The organism is Erwinia sp. Leaf53, from assembly GCF_001422605.1.
In the GTDB taxonomy this organism is placed as follows: Bacteria; Pseudomonadota; Gammaproteobacteria; order Enterobacterales; family Enterobacteriaceae; genus Erwinia.
This window is the reverse complement of record NZ_LMLK01000001.1, coordinates 431203-447236: the sequence shown is the minus strand read 5'-3', so window position 1 is coordinate 447236 and position 16034 is coordinate 431203. Positions and strand designations below refer to the sequence as shown.

Below are 16034 nucleotides of genomic sequence, written 5' to 3'. Positions count from 1 at the left end.
CGGCCTACTCTTCCTGCAGTACGAACATGCCAAACGGATGGATCTGCAGGAAGAAGCTGTCGCCCGGCGCGGGTTGCAGCTCGGTCGCATTGACCTGCAGCAGCAGCTGTTGCCCCTGCCAGTCCACCAGCACCTCGTACTGCGGCCCCATATAGGCCACTTTAATGATGCTGCAACGCTGGCTCGCCTCTCCCCGGGTGCTGAGGGTGATCGCCTCCGGACGCACGCCCACCGTACAGTGCTGACGATCGGCGGCAAAGCCGTCAGGACGCGGGACAGAATAGCCCTGAATCTCCACGCTGGCGGGGAAGATCCGCGCCTGGAAGATATTGATATCGCCCATAAAGCTGGCCATAAAGCGCGAAGCCGGGTAGCGATAGAGCTGCTGCGGTTCGCCGAGCTGCATAATCTGCCCTTTGTTCATTACCAGTACGCTGTCGGAGACCGCAAAAGCCTCGCTCTGATCGTGGGTGACATACAGCGAGGTGATGTTGAACTGCTGCTGCAACTCGCGGATCTTTTCGCGCATGCTGCGGCGCAGGTTGGCGTCCAGGTTACTCAGCGGCTCATCAAACAGCAGCACCTTCGGCTTGAGGATCAGCGCGCGGGCCAGCGCCACGCGCTGCTGCTGGCCACCGGAAATCTGGTCAACGTAGCGGTCGGCAAAGCCCGCCAGGTCAACCAGCTCCAGCGCTTCCTCTACCCGCTCACGGATTTCCGCCTTTGGCCGGCCGGTCATCTTCAGCCCGTAGCCGATGTTCTCCCCCAGCGACATATGCGGGAACAGCGCATAGGACTGAAACACCATGCAGATGTCGCGCTGCTGAATTGAGCGGTGGGTCACGTCCTCACCGTCGATAAAGATCTGCCCGTCGCTGGGCTTTTCCAGCCCGGCAACCATGCGCAGGACGGTGGTTTTTCCGCAGCCCGACGGGCCAAGCAGCGTCACCATCTGCCCCTGTGGAATCGACAGGTTGAGGCCTTCAATCACCGCATTGCTGCCAAAACGCTTGGCGACGTTGCGCAGTTCAACAAAACCTTTTTTAGCCTGAGTTGCTGCAATATTGGCGTTCATAAGCACTCTCTAACTGTTTTTCGCCCGCGAGCGGGCCACGCGCGCTTCACCGACCAGCGCATCGAAAATAAAGATAATTGCCAGCATCACCACGATCAGAATCGAACCGTAGGCGATCGCCATACCGTACTCACCGTCCTCAACGCGGTTGAGGATGTAGGAGGTGGCGACGCGGGTGTCCGGCGTGACCAGGAAGATAATGGCGCTGACGGTGGTGATGGCCCGCACGAAGCTGTAGATCAGCGCCGAGAGGATCGCCGGGCGCAGCAGCGGCAGCACGATGTAAACCATGGTGCGCAGCGAACCGGCGCGCAGGCTGAGGGAGGCTTCGTCCAGCGACTTGTCCAGCTGGCCCAGCCCGGCGATCCCGGCGCGAATGCCTACCGGCACGTTGCGCATCACCATCGAGATAATCACGATCGCGGCGGTACCGGTGAGGTACACCGGCGCGCCGTTAAAGGCGAGGATATAGGAGATGCCCGCCACGGTACCCGGTACGGCAAAGCACAGCATGGTGGAGAACTCGATCACCTTCTTGCCGCGGAACTGCTGGCGCACCACCACCCAGGCGATCAACAGGCCAAACAGGGCGGTAATCGGTGCCGCAACGCCGGCAAACAGCAGCGTGTCGAGCAGTGATGGCCATGCGCCCTCGCTGAAGCCCTGGCCGAACAGCTTGCTGAAGTTGTCCAGCGTCAGGGTGTAATCCACCCCCCAGTTGACGGTAAAGCTGCCGAAGAAGATGCTGCCGTACAGCAGGACGTTAAAGGCGATCCACACCCACAGCAGGGTCGTCACCGACCACACCAGCGCGCGCGGCAGCGGCTGTACGTCGCCGCGTGAGGATTTGCCGGAGATGGTGACGTAGGAGCGCTTACCGATCCACAGATACTGCACGCAGAACACCAGCAGCGAGAACAGCAGCAGGATCACCCCGAGCGTACTGGCGGAGGTGTAGTCCAGCTGGGCACCGGTGATATAGAAGTAGATCTGGGTGGCCAGCACGTCAAAGTTGCCGCCGAGCACCAGCGGGTTACTGAAGTCGGCCAGCGACTGCACGATGACGATCAGGAACGAGTTGGCCAGCGCCGGCTTCAGCAGCGGCAGAAACACCTGTTGAAAGGTCTGCAGACGGGTAGCGCGCAGCGTATAGGAGGCCTCTTCCAGCGACGGGTGCAGCGTTTTAATCGCGCCGTCGAGGATCATAAAGGACATCGGCGTAAACGCCAGCACCTGGGCCAGCCAGATACCGGTGAAGCCGTACAGCCAGTTGGTGTCGGTCAGGCCGAAGTAGGTCACCATCAGCTCGGTAACGTAGCCGGATCGCCCCATCATCAGCGTAACGCCCAGCCCGACCACGAACGGCGGCGTGACGATCGGCAGAATCGAGAACACCCGCCCCAGCAGCGCCGAACGTTTGGCGATGCGCGTGGTGTAGATCGCCAGAATCAGGCCGAAGAAGGTACAGCCTACCCCCACCGCGGCGCTGAGCAGGAACGAGTTCCACACCACCAGCAGGATATGTTTTTGCCCGAGCACGGCCATGAACTGCAGCGGCGCAAAGTCGCCGTTGTCGTCGGTGACCATCGGTTTGAAGATCGCCAGGCTCGGCCAGATGATAAACAGGCCGATCAGCGCCACGATGGCAATCAGCGAAGCCAGCACAAAGCGGTCGCCGCCCAGCCACTCCAGCCGCGCCAGCGCCACGGTGATCACCCCACCCAGCCCGATAAGCATGACAATAGTGCCGTAGCCCATGCCGCTACCGGTCAGCGCGGCGCTGGCCACCATCAGCAGGGCGCAGCCCACCGCCCAGCCCGCGTCAAAGCGGTGGCGCGCAGCCGCGTTGCCGGCCCGCAGCGGGCGCACCAGCAGCAGCAGCGGTGGCAGCAGCCACAGCAGGCTGATATTCAGGCCGGACCAGCCGTAGGCGGCGAGGATCTCGTCCGCCGTCGACTCCATCAGCCCGTAGTTCAGGCTGAAGACCGGCAGCAGCAGGTAGCCCGCTACCAGCAGCGCCAGCCAGATAAAAACAGCATCTTTGCCCTGCGTCTGGCGCAGCGCGATGGTGTCACTCATAGTATTCCCCGGAAGTAGGTACAGCAGGTGAGCGCGCCCGCAGGCGCGCCATCAGGCGGATTACTGGCCCATTTTGACGTCGTTAACCCATTTGGTGATCAGGTGCTTACGCGTCTCCGTCGCCCCGAACTTATCCATGTCGTAGTCAATCAGCTTGAGATCGTCGAGCTTCAGCGAGTTCGGCGATGACTCGGCGGTGGTGTTGGTGAGGATCTGGTAGGACTGGCCTTTTTTCCACGACAGCTCCTGCGCCTCTTTCGACAGCGCCCAGTCAACAAACAGCTTCGCGTTATCGGCGTTACGGGCGTTTTTCAGGATGCTGACGCCGCCAACTTCATAGCCGGAACCTTCACAGGGTGAAACCAGCGTCAGCGGTGCGCCCTTCTCTTTCTCCAGCGAGTAGTCGTGCAGGAAGCCGATGCCGATCGCCGTTTCACCGCGGGCGGCGTTACGCGCCGGGGCGATACCGGATTTGGTGTACTGAGAGATGTTGCCGTTGAGCTGTTTCAGATAGGCAAAAGCCTGATCCTCGCCCCACAGCTGGGTAAAGGTGGCCAGCGCGGTGTAGGCGGTGCCGGAGCTTTGCGGGTCGGCAATCTGGATTTCACCTTTGTAGACCGGGTTGGTCAGATCCTTCCAGCACTTCGGCTCCGGCAGGTTCTTCTCTTTAAGGCGCTGGGTATTGACGCCGAAGCCAAGAATGCCGACGTAGATCGCCGAGGAGAAGTTGCCCTTCAGTTTGGCCGGATCGCGGAACTGCGGCATGATCTGCTCAAGGTTCGGTGACTTATACGCCTGCAGCAGCCCCATCTCCCCCGCCTGCGACTGCGGGTCAAGCGTGCCGCCGTACCAGACGTCGGCCTGCGGGTTGTTTTTCTCGGCGTCGACCTTGGCCAGCGTGCTGCCGGAGCCGTTGCGGATAAAGCTGGTTTTCACATCATACTTTTCGCCGAAGGCTTTGGCTTCGGTTTCACACATGGCGTTGGTGGCGCTGCAGTAGATCACCAGCCGGCCTTGCGCCTGGGCGGTGCCGGCCAGCGTGCCGAGGGATACCGCGGCCGCCATCAGGGTAGTGAGCGTGTTCAGTTTCATCAGGTTATCCTTATTTTCGGGGGTCGGCAGACCCCGTCATTACGGAGCCTGTTTAAATCTCAACCGGTTAAGCCCGGCAATCAGCAGCGGCATCAACAGCAGGCCGATACAGCCCGCCGCCGCGGTCAGTAAGGCAAAGAATCCGGGCCAGCCGTAGTCCTGCATCAGCTTCGCCAGCGGCCAGCCGGCCAGCGCCGCGCCGAGATAGGCAAACAGCGCCAGAAAGCCGGTGACGGTGCCCGGCGCGTCTTTATGGCTGTACTCCGCCGCCGCCAGGCCAATCAGCATCTGTGGACCAAAGACAAAAAATCCGAGGCTGAAAAAGCTCACCGACAGCAGCGCCGGGTGGTGCACCGGCGCCAGCCACAGCGCGGCCATACTGATAAACAGCCCGCAGGCAAACAGCAAAATCACCGGTGCGCGCTGGCCGCGAAACAGCAGGTCAGAACCCCAGCCGGCGAACAGCGCGCCGATCACCCCGCCCAGTTCAAACAGCGACAGCGTGGCGTTGGCCGCCAGCAGGCTGACGCCGTGGGTTTCGGTCAGCCACAGCGTGCCCCAGTCGTTAAGCGCGATGCGGATCAGATAGACCAGCACGTAGGAGACGCTCAACAGCCATATAGTGCGGTTGGCCAGAATGTCGCGGCGCAATATTTGCCGCAGCGTCGACGGCGGGCTGTGCTGCAGCTGCCACAGCTCCAGCGGATCGCGACGCCACTCGCCGACCGGCGGCAGCCCCAGCGTGGCCGGCTTATCGCGCAGCTGCCAGCACAGCCCGATGCCGATGGCGATGCCGACCGCGCCGGGCAGCAGCAGCGCCGCCTGCCAGCCCTGGCTTACCGCCAGCCAGCCTGACAGCAGCGGCACCAGCGCCCCGCCGAGGTTGATGGAGGTATTCCAGCAGCCCCACCAGAAGCCGCGCTCATTTCTGGAGTACCAGCTGGTCAGCAGCCGCGCACAGGGTGGCCAGCCCCAGCCCTGGAAAAAGCCGTTCAGCGTCCACACCACCAGCAGCGCACTCCACGAGTGGCACAGGGTAAAGACGATATTCAGTACCCCGGTGGCGATCAGCCCGCAGCCCATAAACCAGCGGGCGGAACAGCGGTCGCTGAGCAGGCCGGAGAAGAACTTCGACGCGCCATACACCAGGTAAAACAGCGTGCCGAGCAGGCCGATATCCGCCTTATCCAGCCCCAGCTCCAGCTGCAGCACCGGCATCACGTGGCTGATGCTGCGACGGGTGAGGTAAAACGCGGCGTAGCCGATAACCATCGCGAACAGCAGCCGCGGCCGCCAGTAGCGGTAGCGTTCGGTAATCTGTTCTGGCGTCAGAGCGACGGCAGCCATGTCAACCTCCGGGTGGTTAGGGGCACTATAGGGAAAGCCGTGGGATCGGGCATGAGACTAAGTAGGAAGCGACTAAGACTTATTCCTGGTTATGCCGGGTTTTCGCGTGAATTTGTGGGCAGGTTAACAATTATTTGCGTACCGGGCGGCGGCAACAGCTGCCAGTCGCCGCCTAACGCCCGTACCCGCTCCTCAATACCGCGCAGGCCAAAGCCGCCGCTGACCTCGGCGGGTATGCCGACGCCGTCGTCGCTGACCGTCAGCATCAGCTGGCCGGGAGCTTCGCTGAGGCTGACGCTGACCCGTCGCGCACCGGCGTGTTTACTGCTGTTGTTCAGCAGCTCCTGCACCACGCGGTAGAGGGTAAAGGTCAGCAGCTCGTCCTTAGGTGCGGCGCTCAGCCGGTAGTCGAGCTCAAATTCAATGCCGCGATCGGCAAAGGAGAACTCGCCGGCCAGGTGCTGCAGCGCCTGATCCAGCGACATTTCGTCCAGCACCGGCGGGCGGATCTGCCGCAGCAGCTGGCGGGTGGTGTGATGGATGCGCTGCGACAGGTCGCCAATCTGCCCGGCCGCCAGCTTTGCCGCCGGCGTGTCGCTGGCGCGCGCCACCAGCATCGCCTGGATCTGAATGGCGGTGATGTTCTGGCCAATCTCATCGTGCAGCTCACGGGCGATCGCCTTGCGCACCTGCTCTTCGGTGTCCACCAGCTGCGCCATCAGCCCGCGGCGGGCCAGCAACTCCTTCTCCAGCTGCTGGCGATAGCGCTGCAGATGCTGTGCCAGCTGCTGCTGACGGCTGACGGCAATGCCCAGCCCGATGCCGAGCAGCGCCTGGGTGGAGAGAAACAGCTCCAGCTCGCGCAGGTCGGTAAAGGCACCGCTGGCCTGGCGGGTCAGGGTGATCAGCACGCTGCCGATCATCGCCGACAGCACCCCGCCCTGCCAGCCAAATCGGTAGGCCATCACCACGTTGGGCAGAAACACCACGATCAGCAGCAGGCGCTCCATCTGTGGCGCGATCGACAGCTGCACGCAGACGCCGATGGCGAACACCACCGAACACCAGATCAGCAGCGAGGTGCGCAGCGGCGGGTCGGGCAGACGCTGCGCTAACATATCGCTGAGATGCTGCTGACGCAGATATTCGTAGATCAGATAGATAAACGGCGTGAGCAGTACGCCGCCGGTAAAGCTGGCCAGCAGCGTCTGGGCCAGCGGCGCGGTCAGACCGAAGCCGACCAGCGCCCCCTGCAGCAGCGCGTTCAGCGCCACGGCGGCCAGCAGCAGCAGCAGGCGCTGCCAGTAGAGGGTGTGCAGATGCCAGGAGCGCTGGCAGAGCCAGGCGGGCAGCAGGCTGAGCAGCGGCGACAGCAGGATCGCATAGCCGGTCAGCAGCTGTTCCAGCAGCAGCCAGCCCAGCAGCAGCAACACCACCACCAGCAGCGGCAGCCAGTAGCGTTTCGGCAGCAGGATGGTCAGCGCCAGATACAGGCCGCCCGGCAGCAGCAGCACCGACTGCTGGCTGTCCTCGCTCAGCCACAGGCTGATGGTCCACAGCGCCAGCCAGCTGAGGGCAAAAAACAGCGCCAGCATCAGCGGCAGCATCACCTGGCGCGCCTGCGGCATCAGGGCTGCCCCAACAGCTGATGCTGCAGGGCGAAATGCACCAGATCTACCGTGCTGGCGCAGTGCAGTTTATCCAGCACGTTAGCGCGATGAACGTGCACCGTTTTATGGCTCAGCGCCAACTGGTCGGCGATCGCCCGGACGCTGGTGCCAACGATCAGCAGGTCAAACACCTGCCGCTCCCTCGGCGTCAGCGCGTTCAGCGCGGTCGGCAGCGGCCGGGTCTGGCGCAGCGCCCGCAGCGCATCGGCACAGAGATAGAGCCCGCCAACGCTGACCGAACGCACCGCCTGCACCAGCTCTTCCGGGCCGCAGCGCTTGGTCAGATAGCCGCTGGCCCCTTTATCCATCGCGCTTTGCACAAAGGCGCTGGTGTCATAAATGCTGAGGATGATGGCGCGAAAGCCGGGCCGCTGCTGCCGCAGGCGGCTGAGCAGGTTCAGCCCGCTCTCGTCGGGCATGGCGATATCCAGCACCGTGACGTCATAAGGTTCCCGCAGCAGGTGCGGCCACGCCTGTTCGGCGCTGGCAAACTGGCCGGTCACCTGCATATCACTTTCCAGCGACAGCAGTTGAGCAAAACCGGAACGCACCACCACGTGGTCGTCCACCAGTGCAACATTGATCATTTTCGTTATCCGCCAGATTTTTGCGCCATCATGCCTGGCCGGCCGGGGCCAGGCAAACGACAGGGGGAAAAGTGCTGGGGAGTTAACAGTTCAGGCAGAGGGCAGCCCGTTTGCCGCTACCCGCCATGCTATCGCTATCTGCACTTGCTTTGCGCATCAGGCAGCCCATCGTGCGGGCCGAACGATTGCTGTGGCGGGTCTTCCCAGCGGTCGGGACGGGTGGCGAGATACGCCGTATTCTTCGGATACCAGATGCGGTTCTCAGGTTTGCTCGCTTCGCCAACGATCAGCAGATGCGCTTCGCTGTCGCCGTTGTTGATAAAGGTATGGCAGATGCCGGTGCCCGCCGGAAATGCCACCGCGTCGCCCGGTTTCAGCGGCCACAGTTCGCCGTTGATCCACACCGCCGGCTCGCCCTGCAGCACCCAGGCAAACTCCTCTTCCGCACTTTCCGCGTGCGGATATGACATACGCCGACCGGGCAGCAGCCGCTCGTGATGGATGCCCAGCCGGGTCAGCCCCAGCGCCCTGCCCAGCGGCGCGCCAATCGACATCAGCTCGTCGCTGTCCGGGTAGTGTTCATTATCTTCGCCCTCCAGCTCACGCCAGTGACGGATAAAAGCGGGTCGGTTCATGGGAGTCCTCGGAGTCGCTTGATCGTAAGAACTTACTATCGTGGCCTTCAGGCACAGATGTAAAGAGAGGAATGACGTAATAAAAGTGCTGTCTCCCACAGAATTCAGGAAGCCATCTCGCAACCTGTGACTATTCAGTGTCCGACCTGCTTCCTGCTGCGGGAATATTGCAGGTAAGGTGTTTGCTTCGGACAACAGAGGGAACTGTCGTGGGACTCATTCTTCAGGGAACACATATCAGTGTTGATCACGCCTGCCGCGACTGGTTGTTAACGGTGCCGGAAGGTAATCCAACCGAAGAGCAGTTAGGCGACTTGCGTATATGGTCTGTTTTTCGCAGGATGCTGCACTCTGGTAAACAACGCAGAGATCGCACTGCCCGGCAGCTCGGTGTTTAGCTCTGCCGGAACCAGACGCGCTTGATTGAACGCTAAAAAGGGAGTATAAATTTCACCCAGAGTGTGCTTGAGTCTCCCCGCTCTTAAAATCCAGACGAGACCCGCGTAGCACCCTGGCCGGGGTCGGTTCGTAAAGAACAAGTATCCGGTTGGTTAGGCAGCGGCTAACCCTTCAGCTTATGGCTGTCGTAGAACAACCTTAAAAGGAGAGCAAACGCTCTCCTTTTTGCTGTCTGCAACTTGCCCGCCCTTAAACTTTCACTGGCAACCGGCAAAAAAAATGCCGGCCACCTGGGTGACCGGCATCATCGGCCCGCGAACGGGCCGGGTGGCGAACGCTTACTTGCTGCTCGGGCGCAGGGCCGGGAACAGGATCACGTCGCGGATGGTGTGGCTGTTGGTGAACAGCATCACCATACGGTCGATACCGATGCCGAGGCCAGCCGTTGGCGGCAGGCCGTGCTCCAGCGCGGTGACGTAGTCTTCGTCGTAGAACATCGCTTCGTCATCACCGGCGTCTTTGGCGTTAACCTGCTGCAGGAAACGCTCGGCCTGGTCTTCCGCATCGTTCAGCTCTGAGAAGCCGTTACCGATTTCACGTCCGCCGATAAAGAACTCGAAGCGGTCGGTGATTTCCGGGTTGTCATCGTTACGGCGCGCCAGCGGCGACACTTCCGCCGGGTATTCGGTGATGAATGTCGGCTGGATCAGGTGCGCTTCGGCGGTCTCTTCGAAGATCTCGGTGACCACGCGGCCGAGGCCCCAGCTCTTCTCAACCTTGATGCCGATCGCCCGGGCAATCGCCACCGCTTTATCGAAATCGTCCAGATCGCTCAGCTCGGTTTCCGGGCGATACTTTTTGATCGCTTCACGCATGGTCAGCTTCTCAAACGGCTTACCGAAATCGAAGGTCTCCTCGCCGTAAGGCACCACGGTGGTGCCCAGCACGTCCTGCGCCAGGGTGCGGAACAGGCTTTCGGTCAGCTCGATCAGGTCTTTATAATCCGCATACGCCATATAGAGTTCCATCATGGTGAACTCAGGGTTATGACGCGGCGAAATACCTTCGTTACGGAAGTTACGGTTGATTTCGAATACGCGATCGAAGCCGCCGACCACCAGACGCTTCAGGTACAGCTCCGGGGCAATACGCAGGTACATGTCGATGTCCAGCGCGTTGTGATGGGTGATAAACGGACGCGCAGATGCGCCGCCAGGGATCACCTGCATCATCGGGGTTTCCACTTCCATAAAGTCGCGGCCAACCATAAAGCTGCGGATACCGGCCATGATCTGCGAACGCACTTTAAAGGTGTTGCGCGAGGTGTCGTTGGCAATCAGGTCCAGATAACGCTGGCGGTAGCGGGTTTCCTGATCGTTCAGGCCGTGGAACTTGTCCGGCAGCGGGCGCAGCGCTTTGGTCAGCAGGCGCAGTTCGCTGCAGTGAATCGACAGCTCACCGGTTTTGGTTTTAAACAGCTTGCCGCGGGCACCGACGATATCGCCAAGGTCCCACTTCTTGAACTGCTCGTTGTACACGCCTTCGGCCAGGTCATCGCGCGACGCATACAGCTGAATGCGGCCGCCGACGTCCTGCAGCGTGACGAACGAGGCTTTACCCATGATACGGCGGGTCATCATACGGCCGGCCACGCTGACTTCAATACCCAGCGCTTCCAGCTCTTCGTTCTCTTTATCACCAAATTCAGCGTGCAGCTGCTCAGAGGTGCGGTCACGGCGGAAGTCGTTCGGGAACGGCAGGCCGGTTTCACGCAGCGCCTTAAGCTTTTCGCGACGCGTTTTCAGTTCGTTGTTCAGCTCAAGTGCGGCATCAGCGGCCTGCGGTTGTTGTTCAGACATGTGAGTTCCTTATAGCCCTGCTTTCAAACTTGCTTCGATAAAACGATCCAGATCGCCGTCCAGAACCGCCTGCGTGTTGCGCGTCTCTACGCTGGTGCGCAGATCTTTGATGCGCGAATCGTCCAGTACGTAAGAACGGATCTGGCTGCCCCAGCCAATGTCAGACTTGTTGTCTTCCGCAGCCTGTTTATCCGCATTTTTCTTCTGCATTTCATACTCATACAGTTTGGCGCGCAGCTGCTTGAAGGCCTGATCTTTGTTCTTATGCTGGGAGCGGTCGTTCTGGCACTGCACCACAATGTTGGTCGGCAGGTGGGTAATACGCACCGCGGACTCGGTTTTGTTGACGTGCTGGCCACCGGCACCGGAGGCGCGGTAAACGTCAATGCGCAGGTCGGCCGGGTTGATGTCGATATCGATGTTGTCGTCCACTTCCGGGTAGATAAACACCGAACTGAACGAGGTGTGGCGACGGCCGCCGGAGTCGAACGGGCTCTTACGTACCAGGCGATGCACGCCGGTTTCAGTACGTAACCAGCCGAACGCATAGTCGCCGATGATCTTGATGGTGGCCGATTTGGTGCCGGCAACTTCACCGTCTGACTCTTCGATGATTTCGGTTTTGTAGCCTTTGGCTTCCGCCCAGCGCAGGTACATACGCAGCAGCATGCTGGCCCAGTCCTGGGCTTCGGTGCCGCCGGAACCGGCCTGAATATCCATATAGCAGTCGGCGCTGTCATATTCGCCGGAGAACATGCGGCGGAATTCTAATTCGCCGAGCTTCTTGTCCAGTACGTCGAGTTCCGCCACCGCCTCGTTAAAGGTCTCTTCGTCGTCGGCTTCGACCGCCAGCTCCAGCAGGCCGCTGACGTCTTCCAGCCCCTGGGTCATCAGATCGAGGGTTTCAACGATGGCCTCAAGCGAGGAGCGCTCTTTACCCAGCGCCTGGGCGCGTTCAGGTTCGTTCCAGACGTCCGGCTGTTCCAGCTCGGCGTTTACTTCCTGCAGGCGTTCTTTCTTAGCATCGTAGTCAAAGATACCCCCGAAGAACGTCGCTGCGCTCGGTGAGATCCTGAATGCGGTTTTTTACCGGATTAATTTCAAACATGATTTTGAGATCTTATGTAGTGATCGAAAAGGGCGTGAATGTAACAAAGCAGTTTAACCGAAACGACGGTCGGTTTGTAGCGCTGATGCTTACAGCGCCCAGAGATGGTCAACGATCAGCTGCAGGTTGCGATTGCCGCGAAACTCGTTAACGTCCAGCTTGTAGGCCAGCTCCACCTGTTTGACGCTCGGGTCCGGCCACAAAGCCGTATCAACGTTAAAGGCGATGCCGTCAAGCAGCGGCCCGCCGCCGAGCGGTTCCAGCATCATTTTCAGGTGACGCTCGCCGACCAGCCGCTGCTGCAGCAGTTTGAACTTACCGTCAAAGGTCGGCTCCGGGAACGCCTGCCCCCAGGGTCCGGCTTCGCGCAGCAGTTCGGCGGTGGGCAGCGTCAGCTCCTGCGCCATCAGTTCACCGTCGCTCCACACCACGCCCTGCAGCGCGGCTTCATCCAGCCAGTCCCCGACCAGTTCGGCAAAGCGATCGCGGAACGCCGTGAAGTTGGCCTCCTCCAGCGACAGCCCGGCGGCCATCGCGTGGCCGCCAAACTTGACGATCAGCCCCGGGTTAAGGGTGTCCAGCCGCTCCAGCGCGTCGCGCATATGGAAACCCTGAATAGAGCGGCCGGAGCCTTTCAGCGTGCCGTCACCCGCCGGGGCGAAGGCGATCACCGGCCGGTGGAAGCGCTCTTTCAGGCGTGAGGCGAGGATACCGACCACCCCCTGATGCCAGTCGGGATGATACATGGCAATGCCGAGCGGCAGCGCCTCGCTGCTGGCCTCAAGGCCGTTGCACAGCGTCAGCGCCTCCGACTGCATGCCCTGCTCAATCTCTTTTCGCGTCTGGTTCAGCGCATCCAGTTCGTTAGCCAGCATCCGCGCCTGGGCAAGATCCTCGCTCAGCAGCAGCGCCACACCGACCGACATATCGTCAAGGCGGCCGGCTGCGTTCAGCCGCGGCCCGAGGGCAAAGCCGAGGTCGCTGGCCGCAAGGCTGCGGGCATCGCGGTTGGCGATCTCCAGCAGCGCACGAATACCCGGTCGGCACTTGCCGGCGCGGATGCGGCTCAGCCCCTGCCAGACCAGAATGCGGTTGTTGGCGTCCAGCGGCACCACGTCCGCCACCGTGCCCAGCGCCACCAGATCCAGCCATTCGGCCAGGTTCGGCAGCGTGGTGACGCCGCTGTCGCGCAGGCGCGCGCGCAGCGCCAGCATCAGATAAAAGGCCACGCCAACGCCGGCCAGCGCCCGTGACGGGAACTGACAGTCGCTGAGGTTGGGGTTCACGATGGCGTCGGCATCGGGCAGGGTTTCCCCCGGCAGGTGGTGATCGGTTACCACCACCTGAATGCCTTTTTCATGCGCCAGCGCCACGCCGGCGTGGGAAGAGATGCCGTTATCCACGGTGAGGATCAGCTGCGCGCCGCGCGCCGCCGCCTGCTCCACCACCTCCGGGCTGAGGCCGTAACCGTCGTCGAAACGGTTTGGAACCAGGTATTTTACGTTGCTGCCGCCCATCCCGCGCAGCGCCAGCACCGTCAGCGCGGTGCTGGTGGCTCCGTCCGCGTCAAAGTCGCCGACGATCATAATGCAGCGCTGGTCAGCCAGCGCCTGCTGCAGGATCGCGGCGGCGCGGTCGATGCCGCTCAGGCTGTGAAACGGGTGCAGATTTTTGGCGCCGCGCTCCAGTTCGCCGGCCTCGCGCACGTCGCGGTTGGCGTACAGCCGCCGCAACAGCGGATGCAGTTCGTCAGGCAGAGCACTCTGTTCCGTCGCCTGGCGGCGACGAAGGGTAGTTTCAGGTTTATGCAAAATCAGCCGCCGTTTTTCTGGCTATCGAGCAGTTTTTTCAGATCCTGTGGCCCCTGATAACCCGGCACCATCATGCCGTTTTCCAGCAGCATCGCCGGCGTGCCCTGAATGCCGAACAGCACGCCCAGCTTGTAGTGCTGCGCAATGTCAATTTTGCAGTCGGCAGCGGCCACCTTCTCGCCTTTCATCGCGGCGGTAAAGGCCTTGCGCGGGTCGGCGCTGCACCAGATCGACTTCATCTCTTTCGCCACCTGCCCGTTCAGCCCTTCCCGCGGGAAGGCCAGATAACGCACGGTGATACCCAGCGCGTTGTAGTCAGGCATCTGTTCGTGCAGCTTGCGGCAGTAGCCACAGGTGATATCGGTAAACACCGTAATCACGTGCTGCTCCTTCGGCGCTTTATACACGATCATCTCTTTTGCCAGCGCGTCGACCTTACCTTCCAGCAGCTTATTGGTGACGTTGACCGGCTGCGCGCCGCTGACGTCGTACAGTGGCCCCTGGATAAAGTGTTTACCGTCGTCGGTAACGTACAGCACGCCGCTCTCCGACAGCACGGTTTTAAAACCGGCCAGCGGCGAGGGCTGAATTTCGGTCTGCTCCAGGCCCAGTTTTTTCAGCGACTGCTGAATGGCGGCATCGTCAGCCTGCGCAAAGCCGCTGACTGAGGCAATCAGCAGGGAGAGTAACAGGTGCTTTTTCATCTTCTATCCTTATCCGGCCTGCCGTGCAGGCGGTAGTGCTCTGAAATTATGCACGCGGGTGATGCTGCTGATGCAACTGCCGCAGGCGTTCTGTCGCCACGTGCGTATAAATCTGTGTAGTCGATAAATCACTGTGCCCCAGCAGCATCTGTACCACGCGTAAATCCGCCCCGTGGTTTAACAGATGCGTGGCGAAGGCGTGGCGCAGCACGTGCGGCGACAGTTTTTCACCGTCGATACCCGCCAGTGTGGCGTAATGTTTAATGCGATGCCAGAAAGTTTGCCGGGTCATCTGCTGCGCGCGGTTGCTGGGAAACAGCACGTCCAGCGGCTGGCCGTTCAGCAACATCGGGCGGCCATAGGTAATAAACTGCTCAATCCAGTGCACCGCCTCTTCGCCCATCGGCACCAGGCGCTCTTTATTGCCCTTACCGATCACTCGTACCACCCCCTGACGCAGGCTGATATCGCTGAGGGTCAGCCCAACCAGTTCGCTGACGCGCAGCCCGGTGGCGTACAGCAGCTCCAGCATCGCCTTATCACGCAGTTCAATCGGCTGCTCCAGACACGGGGCCTGCAGCAGCCGCTCCACCTGCGCTTCCGACAGATCTTTCGGCAGGCGCTGAGGCAGCTTTGGCGACGACAGCAGTGCGCTGGGATCGTCGCCGCGCAGCGACTCGCGGTACAGGTACTGAAACAGCCGCCGCATCGCGCTCAGCAAACGGGCTGAGCTGGTAGCCTTGTAGCCGCCCTCCAGCCGTTCGGCGAGAAAGCCCTGCAGACTGACCGCATCCACACTCAGCAGCGACAGCTGCTGATGCGCCAGCCAGCCGGTTAGCGAGCGCAGGTCGAGTCGGTAGGAAGCCACGGTGTTCTCCGCCAGATTGCGTTCTATCCACAAGGCATCGAGGAACTGCTCGACAAGATCGTTATCCTCCACCGGTTTGCTCCTGAATGTTGCGTTTTCTTGCCAGGCGTGGCGTTTTGTGCGCGCTGAACCGCCGCTTTTCACTGCAATATCAGCATAATGATGCCGTCTGCCGCCGCCTGAATGTCGCCCATTATGCCTTATTCCTGACTAAATCTGGTACAATCGCCGCCATGCTTTAAGGAGAGATGAGTTCGATTAAGATGAACATTGGTCTGTTTTACGGCTCCAGCACCTGCTACACCGAGATGGCCGCTGAGAAAATTCGCGATTTTATCGGCGAAGATCTGGTCACCCTGCACAATCTGAAAGACGATTCGCCGGCGCTGATGGAGCAGTACGACCTGCTGATCCTCGGTATCCCGACCTGGGACTTCGGCGAACTGCAGGAGGACTGGGAGGCGGTATGGAGCGACCTGCCCGGCCTTAATCTGCAGGGTAAGGTGATTGCCCTGTACGGCATGGGCGATCAGGGCGAGTACAGCGAGTGGTTCCTCGATGCGCTGGGCATGCTGCATGACGTGCTGGCCCCGTGCGGCGCACAGTTTGTCGGCCGCTGGCCGCTCGAAGGCTACGAATTTACCAGTAAAAAACCGCTGACCGCGGACGGTCAGCAGTTCGTGGGCCTGGCGCTGGACGATGTGAATCAGTTCGACCTCACCGATGAACGCATCGCCCAGTGGTGCGAGCAGATCCTGACCGAAATGGCCGAACTGCTGTAGTCGCCTGTCGCTCTGTGG

General features: G+C 61.1%; 13 protein-coding genes. 1 reads left to right on the top strand and 12 read right to left on the bottom strand.

Annotated elements, in window-relative coordinates:
* Window positions 1-4: 4 nt before the first annotated feature.
* The 12 genes from fbpC to xerD form a co-directional block, all read right to left on the bottom strand.
* Entirely contained in the window at window positions 5-1075 is a 1071-nt protein-coding gene (gene fbpC, locus ASF13_RS01975) for a ferric ABC transporter ATP-binding protein (protein WP_056231950.1), read from the bottom strand.
* A 9-nt stretch (window positions 1076-1084) separates the two neighbouring features.
* Window positions 1085-3154, bottom strand: coding sequence for an iron ABC transporter permease (locus ASF13_RS01970; protein ID WP_056231945.1), 2070 nt, complete (start codon window positions 3152-3154; stop codon window positions 1085-1087).
* 60 nt (window positions 3155-3214) lie between these two features.
* On the bottom strand, window positions 3215-4246 hold the full coding sequence (locus ASF13_RS01965; protein ID WP_056231942.1) for an ABC transporter substrate-binding protein: 1032 nt from the start codon (window positions 4244-4246) through the stop codon (window positions 3215-3217).
* Between the two features lie 39 nt (window positions 4247-4285).
* The gene (gene uhpC, locus ASF13_RS01960) at window positions 4286-5593 is read right to left on the bottom strand and encodes an MFS transporter family glucose-6-phosphate receptor UhpC (RefSeq protein ID WP_056231939.1); all 1308 of its coding nucleotides are present in this window, start codon (window positions 5591-5593) and stop codon (window positions 4286-4288) included.
* 89 nt (window positions 5594-5682) lie between these two features.
* On the bottom strand, window positions 5683-7221 hold the full coding sequence (locus ASF13_RS01955) for an MASE1 domain-containing protein (RefSeq protein WP_056231936.1): 1539 nt from the start codon (window positions 7219-7221) through the stop codon (window positions 5683-5685).
* On the bottom strand, window positions 7221-7850 hold the full coding sequence (locus tag ASF13_RS01950) for a response regulator transcription factor (RefSeq protein WP_056231934.1): 630 nt from the start codon (window positions 7848-7850) through the stop codon (window positions 7221-7223). Before ASF13_RS01950 ends, ASF13_RS01955 begins: the two co-directional genes overlap by 1 nt.
* A gap of 134 nt (window positions 7851-7984) precedes the next feature.
* Window positions 7985-8485, bottom strand: a complete 501-nt coding sequence (locus ASF13_RS01945; RefSeq protein WP_056231931.1) for a cupin domain-containing protein — start codon at window positions 8483-8485, stop codon at window positions 7985-7987.
* 737 nt (window positions 8486-9222) lie between these two features.
* The gene (gene lysS / locus ASF13_RS01940) at window positions 9223-10743 is read right to left on the bottom strand and encodes a lysine--tRNA ligase (protein ID WP_056231928.1); all 1521 of its coding nucleotides are present in this window, start codon (window positions 10741-10743) and stop codon (window positions 9223-9225) included.
* Between the two features lie 9 nt (window positions 10744-10752).
* A protein-coding gene (gene prfB / locus ASF13_RS01935) for a peptide chain release factor 2 (RefSeq protein ID WP_101505333.1) occupies window positions 10753-11851 on the bottom strand; the annotation gives its coding sequence in 2 pieces (ribosomal slippage) (window positions 10753-11775 and window positions 11777-11851; 1098 coding nt in all).
* A gap of 89 nt (window positions 11852-11940) precedes the next feature.
* Window positions 11941-13662: a single-stranded-DNA-specific exonuclease RecJ gene (gene recJ, locus ASF13_RS01930; RefSeq protein ID WP_056231923.1), complete on the bottom strand. Its 1722-nt coding sequence runs from the start codon at window positions 13660-13662 to the stop codon at window positions 11941-11943.
* Between the two features lie 2 nt (window positions 13663-13664).
* Window positions 13665-14366, bottom strand: a complete 702-nt coding sequence (gene dsbC, locus ASF13_RS01925; protein WP_056231920.1) for a bifunctional protein-disulfide isomerase/oxidoreductase DsbC — start codon at window positions 14364-14366, stop codon at window positions 13665-13667.
* A 46-nt stretch (window positions 14367-14412) separates the two neighbouring features.
* Window positions 14413-15306: a site-specific tyrosine recombinase XerD gene (gene xerD, locus ASF13_RS01920; RefSeq protein ID WP_056231917.1), complete on the bottom strand. Its 894-nt coding sequence runs from the start codon at window positions 15304-15306 to the stop codon at window positions 14413-14415.
* Between the two features lie 191 nt (window positions 15307-15497).
* On the opposite strand from xerD, the gene fldB reads away from it, so the two are divergent.
* Window positions 15498-16016, top strand: coding sequence for a flavodoxin FldB (gene fldB / locus ASF13_RS01915; RefSeq protein ID WP_056232341.1), 519 nt, complete (start codon window positions 15498-15500; stop codon window positions 16014-16016).
* The last annotated feature ends 18 nt before the right edge of the window (window positions 16017-16034 follow it).

Excerpts from the sequence above, each read along its gene's own strand:
- fbpC (WP_056231950.1), bottom strand. The coding sequence starts at position 1,075 with ATGAACGCCAATATTGCAGCAACTCAGGCTAAAAAAGGTTTTGTTGAA.
- ASF13_RS01970 (WP_056231945.1), bottom strand. The coding sequence starts at position 3,154 with ATGAGTGACACCATCGCGCTGCGCCAGACGCAGGGCAAAGATGCTGTT.
- ASF13_RS01965 (WP_056231942.1), bottom strand. The coding sequence starts at position 4,246 with ATGAAACTGAACACGCTCACTACCCTGATGGCGGCCGCGGTATCCCTC.
- uhpC (WP_056231939.1), bottom strand. The coding sequence starts at position 5,593 with ATGGCTGCCGTCGCTCTGACGCCAGAACAGATTACCGAACGCTACCGC.
- ASF13_RS01955 (WP_056231936.1), bottom strand. The coding sequence starts at position 7,221 with ATGCCGCAGGCGCGCCAGGTGATGCTGCCGCTGATGCTGGCGCTGTTT.
- ASF13_RS01950 (WP_056231934.1), bottom strand. The coding sequence starts at position 7,850 with ATGATCAATGTTGCACTGGTGGACGACCACGTGGTGGTGCGTTCCGGT.
- ASF13_RS01945 (WP_056231931.1), bottom strand. The coding sequence starts at position 8,485 with ATGAACCGACCCGCTTTTATCCGTCACTGGCGTGAGCTGGAGGGCGAA.
- lysS (WP_056231928.1), bottom strand. The coding sequence starts at position 10,743 with ATGTCTGAACAACAACCGCAGGCCGCTGATGCCGCACTTGAGCTGAAC.
- dsbC (WP_056231920.1), bottom strand. The coding sequence starts at position 14,366 with ATGAAAAAGCACCTGTTACTCTCCCTGCTGATTGCCTCAGTCAGCGGC.
- fldB (WP_056232341.1), top strand. The coding sequence starts at position 15,498 with ATGAACATTGGTCTGTTTTACGGCTCCAGCACCTGCTACACCGAGATG.